This window comes from Streptomyces sp. SID486 (genome assembly GCF_009865385.1).
In the GTDB taxonomy this organism is placed as follows: domain Bacteria; phylum Actinomycetota; class Actinomycetes; order Streptomycetales; family Streptomycetaceae; genus Streptomyces.
On record NZ_WWJT01000188.1, the window covers coordinates 1 to 22,508 of the forward strand.

Genomic DNA, 22,508 nt, shown 5'->3' on the forward strand with positions numbered 1-22,508 from the left:
CGCCGGGGCGCCACTCGCCGGGCCCACCGCACGGCCCCCTCGCGCGGCGGGCCCGGCTCCCGCCGCCGTGGTCGCCGCGCGGACGGCCCCCACAGCGCACGCCCCGGCCGAAGCGGCGGACCTCCCAGGCGGTGTCGCCGTGATCGGCATCGCCGGCACGCTGCCCGGCGCGGCGGACCTGGCCGGTCTGTGGCCCCGGCTGGTGGCGGCACAGGACCTGGTCGGCCCCGCCCCGGCCGACCGCCTCGAACTGCACGCCGACCCGCGGACCGCCACGGTCCGCGGCGGGTTCGTGGCCGACGTGGGCCGTTTCGATGCCGCCCTGTTCCGTGTCTCGCCGGCCGAGGCCCGCCTGATGGACCCGCAGCAGCGGCTCTTCCTGGAGACGGTGTGGCGCGTCGTCGAGGACGCCGGCTACCGCCCGGACGCGCTCGCAGGCAGTGACACCGGGCTGTTCGTCGGCGTCTCCACCACGGACTACGCGGACCTGCTGCGGCTGCACGACATCCCCGTCCAGGCGCACACCGCCAGCGGTATCGCCCACTCCATCCTCGCCAACCGCGTCTCCCACATCCTCGACCTGCGCGGACCGAGCGAGGCCGTGGACACCGCCTGCTCCAGCTCCCTGGTGGCGCTGCACCGGGCCGTGCGCGCGCTGGCCGCCGGGGACTGCTCCCTCGCCGTGGCCGGCGGCGTGAACGTCCTGCTCAGCCCGGGACTGTTCACCGCCTTCCAGCAGTCGGGCATGCTCAGCCCGCAGGGCGCCTGCCGGACGTTCGACCGGCGGGCCGACGGATACGTGCGCGGCGAGGGAGCGGGCGCGGTCCTGCTCAAGCCGCTGGCCGCGGCGCAGGCGGACGGCGACCACGTGTACGCGGTGATCCGCGGTACGGCCGTCAACCACGGCGGCCGCTCCGCCTCGCTGACGGCACCCAACCCGCAGGCCCAGGCCGACGTGCTGGTACGCGCGTACCGGGAGGCCGGCGTCGACCCCCGCGAGGTCGGGGCGATCGAACTGCACGGCACGGGGACCGCGCTCGGCGACCCGGTCGAGGCCGAGGGGCTCAAGAAGGCGTTCCGCGTCCTGTACGAGGACCACGGCCTGCCCGCCCCCGGCGCTCCGCACGTGGCCCTCGGCTCCGTGAAGACGAACATCGGCCACCTGGAGGCGGCTGCCGGGATGGCGGGGCTGCTGAAGATGCTGCTCGCGCTCCGGCACGAGGTCCTCCCGCCGAGCATCCACTTCGCCGAACCGAACCCCCACCTCCGCCTGGACGGCACACCTCTGTTCGTCAACGACCGCGCCCGGCCCTGGTCGGGGCCCCGCGTGGCCGGCGTCAGCTCCTTCGGGTTCGGCGGTACGAACGCGCACGTCGTGCTCGCCTCCCAGCCGCGTCCCGCTGCCGCACCGCCCCGGCCGCAGCTGCTGGTGATCTCCGCGCGCGGTGCGCAGGACCTGCGGAGGTACGCGGCGGCGCTGGCCGACGCGCTGACCGAGGAGCCCGCGCCGGATCTCGCCCGCGTCGCCTACACCCTCCAGGTGGGCCGGACGCCCTGGCCGTACCGTGCGGCGCTGGTCGCCGGGTCCGTGGCGGAAGCGGTGGAGGGGTTGCGGGCGATCGCCGACGGCACGTCACCGGGCCCGTACGGGAGGGCCCGGCCCGTCCCGGAACCGGCCGCCCCGGTCGGCGGGGCGCAGCTGCCGGCCGGGTTGTCGCTCACCGGTCTCGCCGACCGCTGGGTGGCCGGCGAGCACGTGCCGTGGGACCGGCTCTGGGAGGACGGCCGGGCTCCCGGCCGCACGCCGCTGCCGGGCGCGCCCCTCGGCGGGGACGTCCACTGGTTCGACGACCGCGCGGCCACCGCCGCGCCCGCCCGGGCCGGCGCCGTACGGCCCACCGAAAGCCGGTCCAGGAAGGGACCCGATGTGACCGTTCAGACGCCCGGGCAGGACCAGGAACCGCAGACCCCGCCGACGCGCCGACGGGTGAAGATCACACTCGCGCCCGTCCCGGGTGGCGCCGCCATGCCGCCGTCGCGGACGGAGCCCGGGCCGGTGTCCCCGCGGACGGCCGTCGCCGCACCGCCGGTACCGCGCCCGCCCGGTGCCGACCACGACCGCACCCCCGCGGTACCGGCCCCACCTCCACCTGCCGACCCGTCCCGCCCCCGCTCGGTGCCGCCGGCCGCACCTTCGCCCGTCGACCCGTCCCGCACCCGCTCGGTGCCGCCGGCCGCACCTTCGCCCGTCGACCCGTCCCGCCCCCGCTCGGTGCCCCCGGCCGCACCTTCGCCCGTCGACCCGTCCCGCGTCGCCTCGGTTCCGCCGGACGCGCCTTCGCCTGCCGGCCCGGACGGCGCCGCCTCCGTGCCGCACGACGCGCTCCCGCCGGCCGGCCCGGAACGGACACCGGCGGCCGAGCGGGTGTCCGTCGACGAGATGTCGGCGCGCATCGGTACCGAGGCCGCGGACATTCTCGGGCTGGCGGAAGAGGACGTGGCCGAAGACCGCCCGTTCGCCGAACTCGGGCTCGACTCGATCTTCCGGATGGACCTCGCGCGCCGCCTCAACGAGGCGTTCGGCACGGAGTTGCAGGCCGCCGAGCTGTACGAGTACGACACCGCCGGCCTGCTCGCCCGCTACATCGCCACGCTCCCCCCGACCCCGCCCCCGGCGCCGACGCCGACGCCGACGGTGCCGATCGCGACCCCGGCCCCCCAGGTCCCGTCGGCCGACCCCGACCAGGCCGTGCCCACCGCCCCTGTCGCACAGTTGGGCTCCTCTACACTCTCCGGCCCTGCCACACCGTCAGCCCCTCCCGCTCCGCCCGCCGATGCCGTAGCGCGCTCGGGAGCCGTACCGGCCGCCCATGCCGTTCCGCGCCCGGACGCCGTACCGGCCGCCGATGCTCCGCGCCCGGCCGCCGTACCGCCCGCCGACGCCGTACCGCGCCGCGACGCCGTACCGCGGCCCGGCGACCAGCTGACTCGGCCCGACGACCTGTCGGCGCGCCCGGACGCCGTACCGCCGCCCGGCGACCCGTTGACGCGCTCCGGTGACCTGCTGGGGCGGCTCGTGGAGCGGATCGCCGGGCGGGTCCTTGACCGCGCGCGTGACTTCACCGGCAACGGCCTCACCTCGTTCGACATGCTGCGGACCGTCAGCGCCCTCGAACGCCGCTTCGGTGCCCTGCCCAAGACCCTGCTCTTCGACCACCCCACGGTGCCCGCCCTCGCCTCCCACCTGACCGGCTCCTTCGGCGCCGCGCGTGCCGCCCGGCTGCTCGGTGAGGCGCTGGCCGCCGACGAGGCCGGGGCCGCCGAGGCTCCCGTGGTGCTCCGGGCGGTGGGGCCCGGCGCGGCGGCGGTGCCCGCCGACGGCCCCGGCCGTCCCGGCGGCCCACTGGTCGTGCGCAAGCGCGGCGTCGACGCGCTGCCCGAGGCGGCCGGTGCGATCGCCCGGATCGACGCCGCTCACGCCAAGGAGGGCGGCCTGGCCGGACGGGACATCGCGCCCCTCGCGTTCATCGGCTCCACCCGGCGCGCCTACTTCAACTTCTCCCGGAGCGGGGAGCACCTGTTCGCCTGGAGCTACGCGGGCCCCGAGCAGGAGTTCGCCACGCTGGCCGCCGAGTGGGTCGACTACGCCGACCGGTACGGGATGCGGCCCAGCTTCCTGTCCCTGATCCCGCTCACGGAGGCCGGCGGGGTCCCGCTCACCGCCACCGCCTTCGGAGCCGTGCAGCGCCTGGAGGACCTGTCCTCCTTCACCTTGTCCGGCGGCGGGATGAGCCGGCTGCGCAATCTGGTCGCGCGCTTCGAGCGCTCCGGCCGGGTCCGGCTCGACGAGTACGAGGTCGGCTCCGATCCGGCGACGGACCGGGAGATCACCGACATGATCGACCGGTGGGGCGGACAGAAGCAGATGGTCAACCCGTACGTGGCCGTGGTGAAACGGGAACTGGCCGAGGGCCGGCTGCCCGAACGGCACCGCATGTTCCTCACCCGGATCAACGGCGAGCTGGCCAACGCGGTGATCGTCACCAAGATCCCCTCCGAGCCGGGCTACCTCCTGGACCTGGAGTTCTACCCGGCCGGCTCGCACCGCGGCGGCATGGAGTACGCCATCGTCGGCATCATCGGCCGGCTCCGCGACGAAGGGCACGCACTCTTCAGCTTCGGCGCCAGCTTCGGCGTCAAACTGGCCGACACGCCGAACGCTTCGCCGCAGGTCGAGCAGGGCCTCGCCGAGCTGCGCTCGGTCGGTGTGTTCGGCGAGGGCAACTTCCGGTTCAAGAACAAGTTCCGTCCCGCCAACCGGCCGATCTTCCTCTGCCAGCGCGCGGACGGGCCCGTGACACCGGTGTCCGAGGTGATCCTCATGATCGCCGACCCGGACATCGGGGCCACCGCCCCCGAACTGGTGGACCCGGCCCGGACTCCCGGCACCGGCCCCGGCACCCGCCCCGGCCCCGGCACCCGCACCGGCCCCGGCACTGCCGTCGCCACGCCCCCGGGTGCCCTGCCCAAGACCCCGGCTCCCCCCACCGCGCACCCGGACGAGGCGGCCCGCCTGGCCGCACTCGCGCGCAGCGGCTACAACCCGCTCGCGCTCCTCCCGGGCGACGTCGACTTCGACCTGCTCACCGATTCCTGGGCGGAGTTCGACGACCCGGCCGTACGCCGGCGCACGGCCGCGCTGCGGGACCGGATCGAGCGGGAGCAGGACCCGGCGGACTTCACCCGGCCGGGCTGGCTCCCCTTCGACTGTGCGCTGCCCACGCCGTCGGGCCGCGCGGCCGAGGCGCTGCTGTGCCGCAACTGGCCCGGGCCGCGCGGCACGGTGATCCACAACGGTCTGTTCCTCACCTGGCTGCTGGCCCTCGCGGACGAGGGCTTCACCGCGCTGCGCACGGACACGGTCGTGGACGGTGGCGCCTTCCCGGGCGATCTGGACCCCCGCGCGCTGCGGGAGCACCTGACCGCCACCGGGAGCGGCGCCTGCTTCGTCGCCGTCGAGCTGAGCGGCAACGCGACCGGCGGCCGGCCCGTCTCCCTGGCCGGCCTGAGAGCCGTACGCGCCGAGGCCGACGCCCATGGCGTCCCCCTGGTGCTCGACGCCACCCGGATCGTGGACAACGCCGCGTTCATCGCCGCGCACGAGCCGGAGTGGCGGGGAGCGGACCTGTGGAAGGTGGTCGAGGAACTGCTGGCGCAGGCATCCGCGGCCACGTTCAGTCTGTCCAAGGACTTCGCCGTCACCGGCGGCGGGCTGCTGGCCAGCAGGCTGCCGCAGCTGTCGGCCCGGCTCGCTGAACGCCTCGCGCTGCGCGGCGCGGAGGTGGGGCTGCCCGACCGCCGCCTGTTCGCCCGTGCGCTGGCCGAGCGGGACGAGGTGGCGGGTCTGGTCCGGGAGCGGATGGCGGCCGTGCGGGAGCTGGGGGACCGGCTCCGGGACGCCGGCCTGCCCGTCGTCGAACCCGTCGGCGCCCACTGCGTCCTGCTGGACGTGGGCCGCATGCCGGCCTTCGCGGATCTCGCGCACCCCGTCGAGTCGTGCCTGGCCTGGATGTACCAGGGCACCGGTGTCCGCGCGGCGGCCCACCTGGCCGCCCCGCGGCAGATCCGGCTCGCCGTCCCGGTCGGTCTCGGTACCGGGCGGGCCGCCGCGGCCGGCGAGCGGCTGGCGCGACTGTGGCGGTCGGGGACGCCGGTACCGGACCTGCTGCCCGTGGACGGCACCGGCGGCGGGCCCGGACCCCGCTGCTTCCACCCGGCCGGCGCCCTGCCCGAGGACATCGGTCAGGCCATGCGCGAAGGCCACCGGGCCCGCGACGACAACGCGGCCGTGCTCGCCGAGCACGCCCCCCACGTGGCGCGCTCCCTGGTCGAACTGCCCGACGGCACGGCCGAGGTGTTCACCGCCGGCTCGGGCCCCGCCCTGCTGATGATGACCCCCTTCAACATCGGCGCCGGGGTCTTCGCCCGCCAGTTCGCCGGGCTCGCCGACCGCCACCGGCTGATCACCGTGCACCATCCGGGGGTCGGGGCCACCACGGTCGCCCGCGACCTGACCCTGGACGGGATCGCGGACCTGTACCGCGCCGTGCTCGACGCACTCGGTGTCACCGGGCCCGTGCACGTGCTGGGATCCTCGTTCGGGGGGCTGGTCGCCCAGAGCTTCGCACTGCGCCATCCGGGCCGTACCGCCTCCCTCACCCTGGTCGGCAGCTCCTACAAGGTCGGCAACCGCAACGGCGAGGTCAACCGGCTTTCCGTGGTGGCCGCCGAGGACTTCGGCCGTATCGAGGCACACGGCGGCCGGCTCCGAGACGGCCGTGCCGCCCTGGAGGAACTGCTGCTGCGCTGCGAGAGCATGGACCCGAAACTCGGACTGAGCTATCTGGACGTGTTCTCCGCCCAGCCCACGCTCTTCGCCCGGTTGCCGGAGATCTCCGTGCCCACCCTGATCCTGTGGGGGCGGCACGACACGGTCATCCCGGTCAAGGCGACCCACCTGCTGCACGGGGCGATCCCCACCTCGCGCCTCGTGCAACTCGACGACGCCGGGCACTTCCCGTGCCTCACCCACGCCGACGAGGTGCACCGCGAACTCCTGCCGTTCCTGGCCGCCCACGAGCCGTCCGGAGGCGAGCGGTGAGCACCCTGCGGCGCACGGTCCGCGTCCGGCCCGGGATGTGCGGGCACAACTCGCTGTTCGCCGGGCAGATCGGCGACTGGACCTGGGACGCGGTGGCGCAGGTCTGCGGCACGGACGTGCTGCGCGCCCGCGACGCGTCGGGAGCACCCACCTATCTCTCCTTCTACTACTACCGGGTTCACGGCAGCCGCCGGTTCCATCTGCGTTCCCCCGCCTTCGGTGACGAACTGCACGTCACGACACGGCTGTTCGGCTTCGGCAGCGAATCGGTGCTGACCCTGCACCGGATCAGCCGGGACCCGCGCTCGGCGGCAGCGCCGCTCGCACCCGAGGACTTCTACGCCTTCGGCGACCCCGACAGCCTCTACGTGGAGAACTTCAACCGCTGGGTGGCCCGGGGCGCGGCCGGTACCAACGCCTCACTGGTCCGCTCCTCGCCGCCCGACTTCACCCACGCGCACCTGCCGGCGCTGCCGGAGAAGTTCTCGCCCCGGCACGCCTACGGCCGGGCCCGCACCGACCTGACGTTCCTCGACCACGGCGCCGCCGCCCCGGGAACCGAACTGGTCGTCGACTACGAGGTCGACCCGTCACGCGACCTCAACGGCGCGGGCCTGCTGTACTTCGCCTCCTACTTCTCCATCGTGGACTGGGCCCTGCTGCGGCTGTGGCGCCGGCTCGGCCGCGACGACCGTTCCTACCTCGACCGCGTGGTCGTCGACCAGCAGCTGTGCTACCTCGGCAACGCCGACGCCGGCCGGCCCCTGGCCGCCAGCTTGCGCCACTGGCCCGGCCCCGAGGGCGAGGAGGCCGTGGACGTGGTGCTGCGCGACCGCGGCACCGGCAGGGTCCTGGCCGTGTGCTCGCTCCGATTCGACACAGGAGTATCCGCATGACGACGTCGACCGAAGCCCGGCAGCGGATGACCGCTCTGGTCCACGAGGTGGTGGCGCAGATCCTGCCCGGCCTGTCCGCGGACCGGATCACCGGGGACCGGCACCTGAGGGACCTGGGCGCCGACTCGGTGGACCGGGTGGAGATCATCCTCGGCCTCCTGCAACGGCTCGGCCTGGACACCCCCATGTCCCGCTTCAGCGACGTACCGGACATCGACGCCCTGGTCGATGTCCTGCTGCGCAGTGAGCGGGGCTGAGATGGCCCACGGCATCGAGGCACTCAACGTCTACGCGGGTATCGCACAGATCCCCGTCGCCGCGCTCTTCACCGGCCGGGGGCTGGACGAGGACCGGCTGACCAACCTCGACATGCGCCGGCGGTCGATCGGCCTGCCCTTCGAGGACCCGGTGACCAACGCCGTCAACGCGGCCAAGCCGATCGTGGACGCGCTTTCGCCGGACGAGCGGGACGCCATCGAGGTGCTGGTCACCTCGACCGAATCGGGCCTCGACCTGAGCAAGTCGGTGACCTCCTACGTGCACGAGTACCTCGGACTCAGCCGGCACTGCCGGCTGCTGGAGGTGAAACAGGCGTGCTACGCGGCCACGGGCACCCTCCAGCTGGCCGCGGGCTACCTCGCCTCCGGGGCGTCGCCGGGCGCCAAGGCCCTGGTCATCGCCACCGACGTGGCCCTGGTCGACGAGCGGGCCGGATACGCCGAACCGGCGACCGGACACGGCGCGGCCGCGATCCTCCTCGGCGGGCGGCCGGCCGTCCTCGAACTCGACCTCGGCGCCTTCGGCCTGTACAGCTACGAGACGCTCGACTCGGCCCGGCCCACCCCGCAGTTCGACATCGCGGACGTGGACCGCTCGCTCTTCGCCTACCTGGACTGCCTCACGCACTCCTTCGCCGACTACCGGTCCCGCGTCGAAGGGGCCGACTTCCGCACCGCCTTCGCCCACCTGGCGATGCACACGCCGTTCAGCGGTCTCGTCCGGGCGGCCCACCGCAAGCTCATGCGGGAGGAGTCAGCGACCGCGCGGGAGATCGACGCCGACTTCGAACGCCGCGTGCGCCCCTCGCTCCGCTTCCCGTCCGAGGTCGGCAACCTCTGCTCCGGCTCCGTCTACCTGGCGCTGGCCAGCCTGCTGTCGACCGCGGACATCCCGGCCGGCGCCCGGGTGGGCCTGTACTCGTACGGCTCCGGGTGCGCCGCGGAGTTCTTCAGCGGCGTCGTCGACCAGGACTCGGCGGCGGCGGTCCGGGCCCTGGACATCGCCGGGCGGCTGGAGCGGCGGCGGGAACTGACCTTCGAGGAGTACGCCGCGCTGCTGCCCGAGAACCTCAAGGCCCTGGTGCCGGTGCAGAACCGGGTGATCGACGTGGACCGGTACGCCGCCTACCTGCCGGCCGGGGAGGCACTGCTGGTGCACACGCGCACCAAGGACTTCCACCGCACGTACGAGTGGCGCTGACCGCCCCGAACGAGGGAGACGACGATGAGCGATCGCGTGCTGACCACCATCCGCCGCAGTGTGCTCGAGGTCCTGCCGGAACTCGACCCGGCCCAGGTCACCGAGGAGGTGTCGCTGCGGGACCTCGGTGCCAACAGCATCGACCGCGTCGACGTGGTGACCATGACGATGGACGCGCTGGGCGTCAGTCTGTCCGTCACGGAACTCGCGGACGTCCACGACATCGGCTCCCTGGCCCGGCTGCTGCGGGAGTGCATACGGTGACCGAGGTCGTGATCACGGGGGCCGGTGCGCTGTGCGCCACTGCCGCCGACGTGCCCTCCTTCACCCGGGCCCTGCGAGCGGGCGTCTGCGGCGTGGGCGCGCGGCGGGCCGAGGGCACTCACGCGGAACTGCGTCCCCTCCTCTGCGCGGACCTCTCCGGCTTCGACCTCGCGGCAGCGCTCGCCGGCCGCACGGACCGGCTGCGGTGTGCGGCGCTGCGCCTGGCCGCCCGCTCACCGCTGTCGGTACAGGCGTCGGTGTCCGTGGCACTGGAGGGCTGGGAGCGGGCGGGCCTGCACCGCCGGCCCGTGCCGGGTGACCGGATCGGACTGATCGTCGCCGGGCACAACCTCGGTGGCCGCCTCGCCGAGACGGTACGCCCGCGCTACGTCACCAGCCCCGTGCACCTCCCGGCCCGCTACCCGCTGCAGTTCATGGACACCGACCACGTCGGCACGGTGAGCCAGCTGCTCGGTCTGACAGGTGAGGGGTACACCGTCGGCGGGGCGTCCGCCAGCGGGAACGTCGCGCTCATCAACGCCGCCCGGCTGGTCGCCTCCGGGGTGGCCGACGTCTGCCTGGTGCTGGGCGCGCTCACCGACCTGTCGGACATGGAACGCCAGGCGTTCTACAACCTGGGGGCGATGGCCGGGGCCCGCGGTACCCCGGCGGCGCGGGCCGGCCGGCCGTTCGACGCCGACCGGGAGGGCTTCGTGCCCGGCCAGGGCGCGGCCTGCCTGGTCCTGGAGTCGGCCGCCTCGGCGGTACGGCGCCGGGCCGAGGTGTGGGGCCGGCTCGCCGGCTATGCGCTGCGCCTGGACGGCAACGGGCTCGCCGACCCCAGCCTGGCCGGTGAGACGGAGGTGATGCGCAGGGCGCTCGCCCGCGCCGGCCTCGCCCCCGGCCGGATCGACTACGTCAACGCCCACGGCACCGGCGCCCCGCTCGGCGACGCGGTGGAACTGGCCGCCCTGCGCGAGGTGTTCGGCTCCGGCGCCGGGGGACCGTGGGTGAACTCGACCAAGGGCCTCATCGGGCACTGCCTCTGCGCGGCCGGGGTGATCGAGGCCGTGGCCACCGTGGTGCAGATGAGGGAGGGGTTCGTCCACGCCAACGTCAACCTGGAACGGCCACTGGACACAGGGGCGCGGCTCGTCGGGGCGGCGGCGCGGCCGGCCGCCATCGGCCACGCGATGTCCAACGGGTTCGGTTTCGGGGGCTTCAACACCAGCGTCGTCTTCGGGCGCACGGGACAGTGACGGGGATGCTGAGCACACACGACGGTACGGTGCCGGGGAGCGGCTGGCTGGGCGGCGACGCGGGGGTGAGCGCGGGCCCGGCCGCCCCGCGGCTGTTCTGCTTCGCCCACGCGGGCGGTGGCGCGAGCGCCTACCGGCCCTGGCGGCTCTCGCTGGCACCGGACGTCGACGTGCGTCCGGTGGTCCTCCCCGGCCGGGAGTCCCGCATACGCGAACTCCCCTACCGCAGGGTGGAGCAGATCATCGATCCGCTGTGCGAGGCGCTGGAGCCGTATCTGGACCGCCCCTACGCCGTGTTCGGGCACAGTCTCGGCTCGATCCTCGCCTACGAGGTGGCCCGCCGCTTCACCGGCCTGGCAGGCCGCGAGCCGGGACTGCTGATCGTGTCCGGACGCCGGGCCGCCCGGCTGCCCGCGCGGCGGCGGCCGTACTCGACGCTGTCCGACGACGAGTTCCTCGGCGCCGTGGGCGCCCTCGGCGGGACCCCGTCCGAACTGCTGGAGGAAGGGCAGTTGCTGCGGCTGATCCTGCCCACGCTGCGGGCCGACTTCGAACTCAACGAGACGTACCGCGTCCTGCCCGGCCCCCGGCTGCGCTGTCCGGTCGCCGCGTACATGGGGACGGCCGATCCCGAGGTCGACCGCGCCGGCCTGCTGGCCTGGGGGGAGGAGACCGCGGGGGAGTTCACCATGCGGGTGTTCGCCGGCGGCCACTTCTATCTCAAGGACGACGCCGACGGCGTTCGGTCCGCGCTGCGGCAGGATCTGGCACGGGTCATGCGCTCGGAATTCACACGGTGAAAACGATCGTGCCGCGATTCCCGATGCCACAGGGCCGCGGCGACTTGTCGACGGGTGCGGACGGAATGAATTCCGGGGGACGGTGTGGGCGGTGGATACAGATGTGAAGCACAGGCGATCTTGACGCCGGGCCATCGAAATCACCTGGATATGTCGGGGACATTGTTCACGTAATCATGTACGCACCGTCGCCGGTCGACGGGGAAACGCCGGATTCGCACTCGCGTAACACCACCCGGATTCCTTCGTACCGGGAAGGTGACGCGCCCGAGTGCGACAGGGCACTCGGGCGCATGGTTTCGGCCTTCTGGATCTCCGGCACCCGGGAGGACGGGCGGTCAAAAGGCCGGCCGGGTGCCGCCTCGCCTTCCCCGCCATTCGGAAGATCCGATTCGACATCGCTGCCGTTGATCATCCGGCGCTTTCCCCGCCGTCGTGCAGCGCGGCGACGAAGGCTTCCCACCCGGCCAGTTGCCTGGTGGCCGCCAGAGCGCGGCGGCAGACCTCCTCGGCCACCGCGCAGGCCCTGTCCTGGCTGTCCACAGCGCAGAAGAACACCAGGTCAGCCTGGTTTCCCAGGCAGCGCACCGTGATGTGCTCCAAGGCGTCGACGTCCGTGGACGCGGTTCGCAGCCACGTGGCGAGGGTGGCAGGGTCGAGTTTTCGCCAGGCGGCCCGGCCGCTGGGCCGCAGAGTCGCGACGGACATGTGCACCTGCTGCCCCGGCCTCAATCGCCGTGGACAGGCGAAAAAGGCTTCACCTCTCCCCGGGGCCGGCCGAGCACGGAACGGGCGAAATCCCAGTTGAGATTGTCTTCACGGCAAGCGGTCGACCGCGCCGAACTCCCGGGCGCCGCCGGCGCCATTTCGGGAGCGGCGGAGAAAAAGCCCCGGACGGACACGGCCGCGGCGACGGCACGGTTGGCACAGTGTGCAGTGGAATTCACGAAATTCCCCCGGACATGACGTGGTCGACGGGCTGCCCGACCGCCGGGCCGGGCTTGTGGCCGACAGTCTGTACCCGGGCACTGAGTGAACGGCAGGGGTTTGGCTGGCAGCAAGATGCCCTTGGCCGCTCGGTGCCACACGGATTTCACCGACGTTATCAGGAGGGTGGAGTGAACGCTGCTCGTAGGGCATGATGACAGCGTCGCTGGGACGGGGGGACGAAGATGCTGGAGTCCTTGGGGCTGGATGCAATGGCTGAGGCCGTCTACCGCACGATGCTCACCGACCATCGCTGGGGGATACGCGAGCTGACGCAGCGACTGGGCATGTCGGAACAGACGCTCCGGGAGGCACTGGACCGGCTTGCCGACCTGAAACTGCTGATCGAATCCGCCGGGCCGGGAGTGGTCATCCCGGTCCGCCCGAGGCTGGGACTGCAGTCACTCCTGCGCCGCCGGGAGGAGGAACTGCGGCGGCACCAGGAGGAGTTCGAACGATGTCAGGCGGCCATCACGACCGTGCTGGACGAGTACGACGCCCTCTACCACGGCGGCAGCCGGTGCGCGGTGGAGGAACTCGTCGGCATGGAGGCGATCCAGTCCCGCATCAAGGAGCTGGCCGGCCGGGCCACCAACGAATGCCTCACCTTCAATCCGGGCGGTGCGCAGTCGGCCGAGAGCCTGGAGGCGAGCAAACCCCTCGACCAGGCGGTCATCTCACGTGGCGTCAACATGCGCACCGTCTATCTGGACAGTGTCCGCAACGACGCGGCGACCCACGACTACGCGGCCTGGCTCACCAGCCTGGGCGGTCAGGTGCGGACGCTCCCGGCACTTCCGCTACGGATGCTGCTGATCGACCGGAGCGTGGCACTGGTGCCGGTCAATCCGGAGAACACCCGCGAGGGCGCCATCCAGATCACCAGCCCCGGCGTCATGGCCGCCCTGGTGGCGCTGTTCGATTCCGTGTGGGACAGGGCGACACCCCTGGGAGCCTGCCCCGAGCGGGACGACGAGGGGCTCACCCGCCAGGAACGCGAACTGCTGCGCCTGCTCGCCGACGGCTGCACCGACGCGTCCGCGGCGTTACGGCTCGGACTGTCACTGCGTACGGTGCGCCGCATGATGGCCGAGCTGATGGAACGCCTGGGCGCACGCGGCAGGTTCGCGGCCGGCCTGGAGGCGGGCCGGCGCGGCTGGATCTGAACACCCGTCAGCACGACGCGCCAGGCGCCGGACCCGCCGCGGCCGGAAGCCGCCCCTGGCGGCCCGCCGGGCCGTACGATCGGGACATGCGAGCTTCAGGAACATTCAAGGTCGCCGACTTCTCCGCGGCCACGGTGGACGGCCCTGCGGTGCGGACCGGACTGCCGGTCGGAGTCGCCACGATGGAGAAGCAGTACGAGGGCGACGTCGTGGGACGCTCCGCCACGGTGTTCACCGCCGCCTTCGACCAGGCCACGGGCAAGGGCACGTACGTCGCGATGGAGTCGTTCGAAGGGACGCTGCTCGGGCAGACGGGCACCTTCAACTTCGCGCACTCCGCGACGACGCTCGGAGAGGACCGGGGGAACGAGTTCTTCGTCATCGTGCCCGGGAGCGGAACCGGCGCGCTGGCGGGCGTCACCGGCACGGGCGGCATCGCGGTGGACGAGGACGGTACCCACCGGATCTGGTTCGACTACGAACTGACGGGCCGGTAGCCGCGCGAGCGGTACGCCCTCGTCCCCGACGGACTTGCCGAGCGTGTGCGCCGAGAGCCTGACGGGGCGGTGGGTCGTCGTGCGCGCGAGGCGGGCGGGGTCTTCTTCCGTGCGCGGTAGGCGGCGGCCCGGGCCTGCCCCGGCGTCCCCTCGTCATGCCGTCCGGCCGGTGCGAGCTGCGGCGTCACCGCGTCCCTGGACGAAGGGGGAGGGGCGACGTCATACGGTCGCGAGGGACACCTCGGTCGACTTGATCAGCGCGACGACGGGCGAACCGGCCGTCAGTCCGAGTTCGGTGACCGCGTCCCTGGTGATCGCGGCGGTGAGTTCGCCGCCCGCGACCGAGACCTTGACGGTGGCCATCGCCTCGCCGGTGGCCACGTCGCTGACCGTGCCGGGCAGCTGGTTGCGGATGGACAGCCCCTCCACGCGGCCGGTCGCGAGCGCGACCTCGGTAGACTTCATCATGGCCCGCACGGCCGAGCCCTCGGCGAGCCCGAGATCCTTGACCGCCTCCAGGGTGATCGCCGCGGTGAGGTCCTGGCCGCTGTCGAGGCGCACCCTCACCGTCGCCATCGCCTCCCCGGGCGTGACGGCGGTGACGGTGCCGGGAATCTGGTTGCGGATGCTCAAGCCCATGACGGACCGCCTCACGGTGAAGGTGAACGACAGAGAAGTGGGGACGACTCTGCGAGCCGGACTCGTCACCGGCTGTGGATCACAACCTAGCCCGTCAGGCGGCCCGCCATGTGAGCCCCGTCGCAGCCGCCACCCGTGACACCGTCCGACCCTGGCAAATCGGAAGATCCGCGAGACGGGCGCACGCTTTCCGACGGCACCCCGCCACGGCACCCCGCTGCGGAGCCTCACGCGCCGGCCCGGTACGGCATCCCGCCGCGGCGCCCCGGTCGGCCTGGGCGCCGCTGCCGCCGGGTCCCGGAGGTCCGTGTCGTCGACCGCGGGCGGGGTCTCGGCGGGGTTCCACGAGGGGCCGTCCGCCCTCCGGGGCCGGGGTCCTACCGGGGCCGTGGGCCTACCGGGGGTGGACCGACGAGACCCGGAAGAGGCGGGGCTGGACGTCCGTCGCGATCTTCGCCGCCTGCTCCATGTGGACGCGTGCCTCGGGGTTGGCGAGCATCGCGCGGTAGTGCTCCTCCGTCTCCCACTGGGCGTAGTTGAGCACGCGTTCGCCGTCGAGGGAGGCGTGGAAGTTGGCGCAGATGAAGCCGGGCTGGTGCTTCATCGTCTCCTCCGTGGCGCGGGCGAGCAGCTCGATCAGCTCGTCCTGGCGGTCGGGTGACACCGCGAAGACGTTGATGAGGGTGGCCACGGGACGCGTCGTGTCGACCTGAACGGTAACAGTCATGGGGTTCTTTCTCCCCTTACCCGGTTCGGACTTGTCGCCCGTGGCCGCTCATTCGCCCGATCGGCGGCGGGCCCGCGTGGCGGGCCGGGGCGAAGCGCCCTCGGAAACCCGCCCCGCCACAGACCGGGCCGCGAAGAAGAAGACCGGGCCGCGCGGGCGCGCGGTCCGGACGCCCGGCCGCTCAGCCCAGCGTGCCGGACGAGCCGCCGGACCCGGACCACGTCGGCGCGCGGTCCTGGCTCAGCGGTCGGCGAGAGCCCCTGGCACGGACCGCAGGACGTCGCGCAGCCGGTCGGCGGACAGGCCGCCGCCCTGGGCCAGTTCCGCCGTTCCGCCGCCCCTTCCGTTGAGTAGCTGCCTGACGAGGCGCGCCGCGTCCAGCCCGGATCCGGCCGCGGCCGGATTGACGGTGGCCACCAGGACCCCCTTGCCCCCGGACTCGGCGCCGACGGCCACGACACCGGGACGCCCGGCGGGCAGCAGTTCGCGGACCGCGGTGGCCAGCGCCCTGGCGGCGTCCGCGTCACCGTCCGTCGCCGCGGTGACCAGCAGCACCCCGTCCGTGTCCCGGGCGCCGTCCACGAGGGAGGCGGCACGGGCGCGCGTGGCCGCCTGACGCAGCCGCTGGTTCTCCCGGTCGGCCGCCTTCAGCCGCTCCAGCAGCACGGTGATGCGGTCGGGGATCTCGGCACGCGGTGCCTGCACCTGCTCGGCGATGCGGGCGACCAGATCACGCTCACGGGCCAGATGGCCGAAGCCCTCGAAGCCGACGGCGGCCTCCAGCCGGCGCATTCCGGCGCCGACCGACGACTCCGAGGTCAGCGCCACCACTCCGATCTGCGAGGCGTGTTCGACATGCGTGCCGCCGCACAGCTCCCGGGACCAGGCGCCGCCGATCTCGACGACGCGCACCCGCTCGCCGTAGGTCTCGTCGAAGAGGGCGAGGGCGCCCAGTTCCCTGGCCTCCGCGAGGGGCATCCAGCGCACGTCCACCGGGAGGTCGCGGCGCAGCGCCCGGTTGGCGGCGTCCTCGATCTCGGTACGTGCCGTCGCGGAGAGGGCGCCGCGCCAGGGAAAGTCGAGGCGGAGGTGGCCCGGGCGGTTGTAGGAGCCGGACTGCAGGGCGGTGGGGCCGAGGACCTGGCGCAGGGCGGCGTGCAGCACATGGGTGCCGGAGTGGGCCTGGCGGGCGCCGAGCCGCCACTGCGGGTCCACGCTCGCCGTCACCTCGTCGCCCACGGCGAGCTCGCCGGCCGTCACCCGCACCTGGTGGACCACCAGCCCGGGCAGCGGGCGCTGCACGTCCAGCACGTCGGCCTCCACCGACGCCCCGGACAGCCGGCCGGCGTCGCTTTCCTGGCCGCCGGACTCGGCGTAGAACGGGGTGCGGTCCAGGACCACGGTGACGATCTCCCCCTCACGTGCCACCGTGACCACTCCGGCGGCCGTCCGCAGTGCGAGGACGCGGGAGTGCGTGGTCAGGGAGTCCCAGGCCCGCCAGTCGGTCGGGCCGTGCTCGTCCAGAACGGCGCGCAGCGCGCCGGTGTCGGCGCCGCCCGCCTTGCGGGCGCGGGCGTCGGCACGGGCGCGTTCGCGCTGCTCGCGCATCAGCGCCGCGAAGCCCTCGCGGTCGACCTCCACGCCCTGTTCGGCCGCCATCTCCAGGGTGAGGTCGACGGGGAAGCCGTAGGTGTCGTGCAGCAGGAACGCCTGTGCGCCGGGCAGCACGCGGCCGCCGTCCGACCGCACCCGGGCCACGGCCGAGTCCAGGACGGCCGTGCCCTGGCGCAGCGTCGCGCGGAACGCGTCCTCCTCGCCCGCCGCCCGGTCCACGATGCGCTCGTACCCCTCGGCGACCTCCGGGTGACCGGGCGCCATGCAGTCGCGGGCCACGGCCAGCAGCTCGGGCAGCGCCGGGTCCTGGTGGCCGAGCTGACGCATGGAGCGCACCGCCCGGCGCAGGATGCGGCGCAGGACGTGGCCCCGGCCCTCGTTGCCCGGGGAGGTGCCGTCGGCGAGCAGCATCAGGGCGGTGCGCACGTGGTCGGCGACCACCCTCAGGCGCACGTCGGCCTCGGCGTCCGCGCCGTAGCGGACCCCGGCGAGGGCGGCGGCCCGGTCGAGGACCGGGCGGGTCTCGTCGGTCTCGTAGAGGTTGTCGACCCCCTGGAGCAGGGTGGCCATGCGCTCCAGGCCCATGCCGGTGTCGATGTTGCGACGGGGGAGTTCACCGAGGACCGGGTAGCCGGACCTGCCGGGGCCCGCGCCGCGCTCGTACTGCATGAAGACGAGGTTCCAGAACTCCATGTAGCGGTCCTCGTCCACCGCCGGGCCGCCCGCGCGGCCGAGGGCCGGCCCGCGGTCGTAGTACAGCTCCGAGCAGGGTCCGCAGGGACCGGGCACGCCCATGGACCAGAAGTTGTCCTCGTCGCCGCGTGCCACGATCCGCTCGTCGGGCAGGCCGGCGACGCGCCGCCACAGGGCGCGGGTCTCGTCGTCCGAGTGGTGCACGGTCACCCAGATCCGGTCCGGGTCGAGTCCGTAGCCGCCGTCGTCGGCCGCTGTGGTCGACAGCTCCCAGGCGAGGGTGACGGCCTCCTCCTTGAAGTAGTCGCCGAAGGAGAAGTTGCCGCTCATCTGGAAGAACGAGCCGTGCCGGGTGGTGCGGCCGACCTCCTCGATGTCCAGGGTGCGCACACACTTCTGCACGCTCGTCGCCCGCGGCCAGGGGGCCGGGGCCTCGCCGGTCAGGTAGGGCTTGAAGGGGACCATGCCCGCGTTGACGAACAGCAGTGTCGGGTCGGGCGTGGGCAGCGGGGCGCTGGGGACGACGGTGTGGCCGCGCTCGGCGAAGAAGTCGAGGAAGCGGCGGCGGATCTCGGCGGTGCGCACGGTGGGCTCCAGGTGACTACAGGGGCTGGACGGTGAGGGTTCGGGCGGCGTGGCGGGCCGCTCCCGCCGTGCCGGGGTGCAGGGCCGCGTACTCCAGCGGGGCCGACGGGTCCACCGACACGTCCAGGGGGGCCGGTTCGGCTCCGGCCCGCACCAGCAGGTCGCCGACGGCCGCGATCATCGCGCCGTTGTCCGTGCACAGCCGCAGCGGCGGCACGCGCAGTTCGACGCCGGCCGCCCGGCAGCGCTCCTCGGCGAGGGAGCGGACCCGGGAGTTCGCGGCGACCCCGCCGACGACGACCAGGGTGCCGACGCCGTGCTCGGCGCAGGCGGCCACCGCCTTGCGGGTCAGCACGTCGGCGACCGCCTCCTGCAGCGAGGCGGCCCCGTCGGCCACCGGAAGTTCGCGGCCCGCGTGCGACTCCGCCCAGCGGGCGGCGGCCGTCTTCAGCCCGGAGAAGGAGAAGTCGTAGGAGCCGGGCAGCGGGCGGGGGAAGGCGACCGCGCGCGGGTTCCCCTCGCGCGCGGTCCGGTCGATCGCCGGGCCGCCGGGGTACGGCAGCCCGAAGACCCGGGCGACCTTGTCGAAGCACTCCCCGGCCGCGTCGTCCAGGGTGTCGCCGAGGTGCAGGATCGGGTCGCGGGCCAGGTCCCGGACGAGGAGCAGGGAGGTGTGGCCGCCGGAGACGATCAGCACCACGCACGGGTCGGGCAGCGGGCCGTGCGCGAGGGTGTCGGCCGCCACGTGCCCGGCGAGGTGGTGGACGCCGTACAGCGGGACGCCCAGCGCGTAGGCGATGCCCTTCGCCCCGGCGAGGCCCACCTGGAGGGCGCCCGACAGGCCCGGCCCCGTGGTGACGGCGACCGCGCCGATGTCGGACAGCGCCAGTCCCGCCTGGCCGAGTGCCTGCCGGACCACCGGGCGCAGGGCGTGCAGATGGGCGCGGGAGGCGATCTCCGGGACCACCCCGCCGTAGCGGGCGTGCTCGTCCATGCTCGACGCCACCGCGTGGCCGAGAAGCCGGCCGTCCCGGACGAGTCCCGCTCCGGTCTCGTCGCACGACGACTCGATCCCGAGCACGATCGGAGAAACCATGCCTACCCTTCCTGCAAGATTTAAGCTATTGCAACCAGTGTGCAATAAGGGGGGGTCCGGAGGTGAACCCGGGTCGGGTGTGCGGATGATCGCCCAGTAGAGTGCGGCACTGCCGGCCCCCTGAACCCCGAGGTAGCGCGCAGTGACCCCCGCCCGACCAGAACCGCCCATCCCCGTGTCCGTCGTCGGGATCGGGGCCGACGGATGGGAGGGCCTGCCCGAGCCCTCCCGGACGGAGCTGCGCGAGGCCGACGTCCTCATCGGCGGCCCACGCCAGCTGGACCTGCTGCCGCCCGCGTGCGCCGGCGAGCGGATCGCCTGGCCGTCACCCCTGCGCCCCGCCGTCCCGCGGCTGCTCGCCGCCCACGCCGGCCGCCGCATCGCCGTCCTCGCCAGCGGCGACCCGATGTTCTACGGCATCGGCCGCGCCCTCGCCGAAGAGGCCGGCGCCCTGCGGGTGCTGCCGCACCCCTCCTCGGTGTCCTACGCCGCCGCGCGCCTCGGCTGGCCGCTGGAGGACGTCGAGGTCGTGACGCTCGTCGGCCGCCCGGCCGCCCGTCTGGCCGCCGCCCTGCACGAGGGCCGGCGCCTCCTCGTGCTGAGCGCCGGCGCCGCCACCCCCGGCGAGGTCGCCGCGCTCCTGCGCGACCGCGGCTTCGGTCCGAGCCGGATGCGGGTCCTGGAGCAGCTCGGCGGCGACCGGGAACGCACGGGGGCCGAAACTACCGCCGACGCGTGGGTCCAGGCACCGCCGCCCGGCGATCCGCTCAACATCGTGGCCGTCGAATGCCGCCGCGCACCGCAGGCCCGGCGGCTCGGCGCCGTGCCCGGCCTGCCCGACGACGCCTACGAGCACGACGGCCAGCTGACCAAGAGGCACATCCGCGCCGCCACGCTCGGCGTGCTCGCCCCCGCACCCGGCGAACTGCTGTGGGACGTCGGCGGCGGGTCGGGGTCCATCGCCATCGAGTGGATGCGCACCCACCCCTCCTGCCGTGCCGTCACCGTCGAACGCGACCCGGTGCGCGCCGCACGCATCACCCGCAACGCCGAACGCCTCGGCGTGCCCGGCCTCGGGGTCGTCACCGGAGCCGCCCCCGACGCCCTGGCCCAACTCCCCGTCCCCGACGCCGTGTTCGTGGGCGGCGGGCTCACGGCGCCCGGACTCCTCGACGCCTGCTGGGCGGCGCTGCCCCCCGGCGGACGGCTGGTCGCGAACACCGTGACGCTGGAGTCCGAGGCGCTGCTCGCCGCCGCCTGCCGCCGCCACGGCGGCGAGCTGGTACGGCTCGCGGTGGCCCACGCCGTGCCCGTGGGCGGCTTCACCGGCTGGCGCCAGGCCATGCCCGTCACACAGTGGTCCGTGACCAAGACCGCAGACCTCCCCTCTGGAGCGGACAGATGACCGTGTACTTCATCGGCGCCGGCCCCGGTGCCGCCGACCTGATCACCGTGCGCGGCGCCCGGACGCTCGGCGCCTGCCAGGTCTGCCTGTACGCGGGCAGTCTCGTCCCGCGCGAACTGCTGGCCGAGTGCCCGCCGGACGCAAGGCTGGTGGACACCGCCCAGCTGAACCTGGACGAGATCACCGCCGAGCTGGTCCGCGCCCACGAGGAGGGCCACGACGTCGCCCGGCTGCACTCGGGAGACCCCTCCGTGTTCAGCGCGGTCGCCGAACAGATGCGCAGGCTGGACGCGGCGGGCGTGCCGTACGAGGTGGTTCCCGGCGTGCCCGCCTTCGCCGCCGCCGCCGCTGCCCTGAAGCGTGAGCTGACCGTGCCGACCGTCGGTCAGACCGTCATCCTCACCCGCGTCGCCCACCGCGCCACCGCCATGCCCGAGGGCGAGGACCTGGCGACCCTCGGCCGCAGCGGCGCGCTGATCGTGCTGCACCTGGCCGCGCGGTACGTGGACCGCGTGGTCGGCGAACTCCGCCCGCACTACGGCGCCGACTGCCCCGCCGCCGTCGTCGCCTACGCGTCGCGCCCGGAGGAGCTGATCATCCGCGGCACCCTGGACGAGATCGCCGGGAAGGTGAAGGACGCCGGGGTGCTGCGCACCGCCGTGATCATGGTGGGACGGACGCTGGGCGCGGAGCAGTTCCGCGACAGCCACCTGTACTCGGCCGACCGGGAGCGGCATTCCTGCTGATCACCCGCCGGGGGCCGCCGGGCCTCCGGCGGCCGGGCCGGTCCCACCGGCGGACCCGTGCACCGCGCCGAACCGGCCGAGCGCCTCCGCCCGCCGTGCCCGACCGCTCGCGCCCTCTTCTTCCGAAGGGATCCCACTTCCCGTGCACCTACTGATCCTCGGCGGCACCACGGAGGCCCGCCGACTCGCCGAACTGCTGCACGGCACCCCCGGCCTGGAGGTGACCAGTTCCCTCGCCGGACGTGTCGCCAGCCCCCGGCTGCCGCCGGGCGGCACGCGCGTCGGCGGCTTCGGCGGGGCGGAGGGACTCACGGCGTGGCTGCGTGAGCACGGGGCCGACGCGGTGGTGGACGCCACCCACCCCTTCGCCGGGACGATCAGTTTCCACGCGGCCCGGGCCGCCGCGACCGCCCGGGTCCCCCTGCTCGCCCTGCGCCGCCCCGGCTGGACCCCCGTCGAGGGCGACCGCTGGCACGAGGCCGGCTCGCTGGAGGAGGCGGCCCGCCTGCTGCCCGCACTGGGCCGCCGGGTGTTCCTCACCACCGGACGCACGGGCCTGGCCGCCTTCGCGGACCTGGAACAGCTGTGGTTCCTCGTGCGGTCCGTGGACGCCCCCGAGCCCCCGCACCCGGCCGCCATGGAGGTACTGCTCGACCGAGGTCCCTTCACCCTGGACGGCGAACGCGGGCTGCTGCGCCGCCACCGCATCGACGTCGTGGTCACGAAGGACAGCGGCGGAGCGGCCACGGCACCGAAACTGGCGGCCGCCCGGGAGGCCGGCGTACCCGTCGTCGTGGTCCGCAGACCCCCGGTGCCCACGGGCGTGCCCGTGGTGCCCGGCCCCGAGGACGCGGCCGGCTGGGTCCTGGAGCGTCTGGAGCGCCAGGAGGGTCTGGAGCGCCTGGAGCGCCTGGAGCGCAACCCTCTCGCGGCCGATTGACGGAAAACCTGGCAGGGCCTTGGCCACGGCCCTGTTCCGGTCCCGCCGCGGTGC

At 74.0% G+C, this 22,508-nt stretch carries 18 protein-coding genes; 12 read left to right on the forward strand and 6 right to left on the reverse strand.

Annotated features, from left to right (window positions below; translation table 11 throughout):
- Positions 1 to 139: 139 nt before the first annotated feature.
- The 7 genes from GT045_RS08920 to GT045_RS08950 are packed head-to-tail and all read left to right on the forward strand — an operon-like array spanning position 140 to position 11,359.
- Positions 140 to 6,661: an alpha/beta fold hydrolase gene (locus GT045_RS08920; RefSeq protein ID WP_345942588.1), complete on the forward strand. Its 6,522-nt coding sequence runs from the start codon at positions 140 to 142 to the stop codon at positions 6,659 to 6,661.
- Positions 6,658 to 7,557 (forward strand): LnmK family bifunctional acyltransferase/decarboxylase, encoded by a 900-nt coding sequence (locus tag GT045_RS08925; protein WP_345942589.1) that lies wholly within the window; start codon positions 6,658 to 6,660, stop codon positions 7,555 to 7,557. Before GT045_RS08920 ends, GT045_RS08925 begins: the two co-directional genes overlap by 4 nt.
- A complete protein-coding gene (locus GT045_RS08930; protein ID WP_161291908.1) occupies positions 7,554 to 7,814 on the forward strand; it encodes a phosphopantetheine-binding protein in 261 nt (86 codons plus the stop codon). Before GT045_RS08925 ends, GT045_RS08930 begins: the two co-directional genes overlap by 4 nt.
- Positions 7,801 to 9,036, forward strand: coding sequence for a hydroxymethylglutaryl-CoA synthase (locus GT045_RS08935; protein WP_345942590.1), 1,236 nt, complete (start codon positions 7,801 to 7,803; stop codon positions 9,034 to 9,036). The genes GT045_RS08930 and GT045_RS08935 overlap by 14 nt, the downstream gene beginning before the upstream one ends.
- A gap of 24 nt (positions 9,037 to 9,060) precedes the next feature.
- On the forward strand, positions 9,061 to 9,300 hold the full coding sequence (locus GT045_RS08940; protein WP_161291905.1) for a phosphopantetheine-binding protein: 240 nt from the start codon (positions 9,061 to 9,063) through the stop codon (positions 9,298 to 9,300).
- Positions 9,297 to 10,559 (forward strand): beta-ketoacyl synthase N-terminal-like domain-containing protein, encoded by a 1,263-nt coding sequence (locus GT045_RS08945; RefSeq protein ID WP_161291903.1) that lies wholly within the window; start codon positions 9,297 to 9,299, stop codon positions 10,557 to 10,559. Before GT045_RS08940 ends, GT045_RS08945 begins: the two co-directional genes overlap by 4 nt.
- Before the next feature lie 5 nt (positions 10,560 to 10,564).
- Positions 10,565 to 11,359: an alpha/beta fold hydrolase gene (locus tag GT045_RS08950; protein WP_161333840.1), complete on the forward strand. Its 795-nt coding sequence runs from the start codon at positions 10,565 to 10,567 to the stop codon at positions 11,357 to 11,359.
- 166 nt (positions 11,360 to 11,525) lie between these two features.
- Here GT045_RS08950 and GT045_RS08955 read toward each other — a convergent pair whose 3' ends face one another.
- Complete coding sequence (locus tag GT045_RS08955) at positions 11,526 to 11,774, reverse strand: hypothetical protein (protein WP_161333841.1); 249 nt, start codon at positions 11,772 to 11,774, stop codon at positions 11,526 to 11,528.
- Positions 11,771 to 12,067, reverse strand: coding sequence for a hypothetical protein (locus GT045_RS08960; RefSeq protein ID WP_161291899.1), 297 nt, complete (start codon positions 12,065 to 12,067; stop codon positions 11,771 to 11,773). Before GT045_RS08960 ends, GT045_RS08955 begins: the two co-directional genes overlap by 4 nt.
- Positions 12,068 to 12,558: 491 nt before the next feature.
- On the opposite strand from GT045_RS08960, the gene GT045_RS08965 reads away from it, so the two are divergent.
- The gene (locus GT045_RS08965; RefSeq protein ID WP_237538475.1) at positions 12,559 to 13,512 is read left to right on the forward strand and encodes a helix-turn-helix transcriptional regulator; all 954 of its coding nucleotides are present in this window, start codon (positions 12,559 to 12,561) and stop codon (positions 13,510 to 13,512) included.
- An 86-nt stretch (positions 13,513 to 13,598) separates the two neighbouring features.
- The gene (locus GT045_RS08970) at positions 13,599 to 14,009 is read left to right on the forward strand and encodes a DUF3224 domain-containing protein (protein ID WP_161291895.1); all 411 of its coding nucleotides are present in this window, start codon (positions 13,599 to 13,601) and stop codon (positions 14,007 to 14,009) included.
- A 219-nt stretch (positions 14,010 to 14,228) separates the two neighbouring features.
- On the opposite strand, the gene GT045_RS08975 is transcribed toward GT045_RS08970, so the two are convergent.
- From GT045_RS08975 to tsaD, 4 genes are all read right to left on the reverse strand, one after another.
- Positions 14,229 to 14,648 carry a TOBE domain-containing protein gene (locus GT045_RS08975; protein WP_161291893.1) on the reverse strand — a complete coding sequence of 140 codons (420 nt, stop codon included), beginning with the start codon at positions 14,646 to 14,648 and terminating at the stop codon, positions 14,229 to 14,231.
- A 394-nt stretch (positions 14,649 to 15,042) separates the two neighbouring features.
- Positions 15,043 to 15,375: an antibiotic biosynthesis monooxygenase family protein gene (locus GT045_RS08980; protein ID WP_161291891.1), complete on the reverse strand. Its 333-nt coding sequence runs from the start codon at positions 15,373 to 15,375 to the stop codon at positions 15,043 to 15,045.
- A gap of 240 nt (positions 15,376 to 15,615) precedes the next feature.
- The gene (gene alaS, locus GT045_RS08985; protein WP_161333842.1) at positions 15,616 to 18,267 is read right to left on the reverse strand and encodes an alanine--tRNA ligase; all 2,652 of its coding nucleotides are present in this window, start codon (positions 18,265 to 18,267) and stop codon (positions 15,616 to 15,618) included.
- A gap of 16 nt (positions 18,268 to 18,283) precedes the next feature.
- Positions 18,284 to 19,363 carry a tRNA (adenosine(37)-N6)-threonylcarbamoyltransferase complex transferase subunit TsaD gene (gene tsaD / locus GT045_RS08990; RefSeq protein ID WP_161292547.1) on the reverse strand — a complete coding sequence of 360 codons (1,080 nt, stop codon included), beginning with the start codon at positions 19,361 to 19,363 and terminating at the stop codon, positions 18,284 to 18,286.
- 142 nt (positions 19,364 to 19,505) lie between these two features.
- Between tsaD and cbiE the strand changes: the two genes are divergently transcribed.
- The 3 genes from cbiE to GT045_RS09005 all read left to right on the forward strand — a co-directional run bounded on the left by cbiE (position 19,506) and on the right by GT045_RS09005 (position 22,454).
- Positions 19,506 to 20,768, forward strand: a complete 1,263-nt coding sequence (cbiE, locus tag GT045_RS08995; protein WP_161333843.1) for a precorrin-6y C5,15-methyltransferase (decarboxylating) subunit CbiE — start codon at positions 19,506 to 19,508, stop codon at positions 20,766 to 20,768.
- Positions 20,765 to 21,514 carry a precorrin-4 C(11)-methyltransferase gene (cobM, locus tag GT045_RS09000; RefSeq protein ID WP_161288921.1) on the forward strand — a complete coding sequence of 250 codons (750 nt, stop codon included), beginning with the start codon at positions 20,765 to 20,767 and terminating at the stop codon, positions 21,512 to 21,514. The genes cbiE and cobM overlap by 4 nt, the downstream gene beginning before the upstream one ends.
- A 142-nt stretch (positions 21,515 to 21,656) precedes the next feature.
- Positions 21,657 to 22,454: a cobalt-precorrin-6A reductase gene (locus GT045_RS09005; protein ID WP_161333844.1), complete on the forward strand. Its 798-nt coding sequence runs from the start codon at positions 21,657 to 21,659 to the stop codon at positions 22,452 to 22,454.
- The last annotated feature ends 54 nt before the right edge of the window (positions 22,455 to 22,508 follow it).

Coding starts and splice junctions, on each gene's coding strand:
- GT045_RS08930 (WP_161291908.1), top strand. CDS start 7,554: ATGACGACGTCGACCGAAGCCCGGCAGCGGATGACCGCTCTGGTCCAC.
- GT045_RS08940 (WP_161291905.1), top strand. CDS start 9,061: ATGAGCGATCGCGTGCTGACCACCATCCGCCGCAGTGTGCTCGAGGTC.
- GT045_RS08950 (WP_161333840.1), top strand. CDS start 10,565: ATGCTGAGCACACACGACGGTACGGTGCCGGGGAGCGGCTGGCTGGGC.
- GT045_RS08955 (WP_161333841.1), bottom strand. CDS start 11,774: ATGATCAACGGCAGCGATGTCGAATCGGATCTTCCGAATGGCGGGGAA.
- GT045_RS08960 (WP_161291899.1), bottom strand. CDS start 12,067: ATGTCCGTCGCGACTCTGCGGCCCAGCGGCCGGGCCGCCTGGCGAAAA.
- GT045_RS08965 (WP_237538475.1), top strand. CDS start 12,559: ATGGCTGAGGCCGTCTACCGCACGATGCTCACCGACCATCGCTGGGGG.
- GT045_RS08970 (WP_161291895.1), top strand. CDS start 13,599: ATGCGAGCTTCAGGAACATTCAAGGTCGCCGACTTCTCCGCGGCCACG.
- GT045_RS08975 (WP_161291893.1), bottom strand. CDS start 14,648: ATGGGCTTGAGCATCCGCAACCAGATTCCCGGCACCGTCACCGCCGTC.
- GT045_RS08980 (WP_161291891.1), bottom strand. CDS start 15,375: ATGACTGTTACCGTTCAGGTCGACACGACGCGTCCCGTGGCCACCCTC.
- tsaD (WP_161292547.1), bottom strand. CDS start 19,363: ATGGTTTCTCCGATCGTGCTCGGGATCGAGTCGTCGTGCGACGAGACC.
- cobM (WP_161288921.1), top strand. CDS start 20,765: ATGACCGTGTACTTCATCGGCGCCGGCCCCGGTGCCGCCGACCTGATC.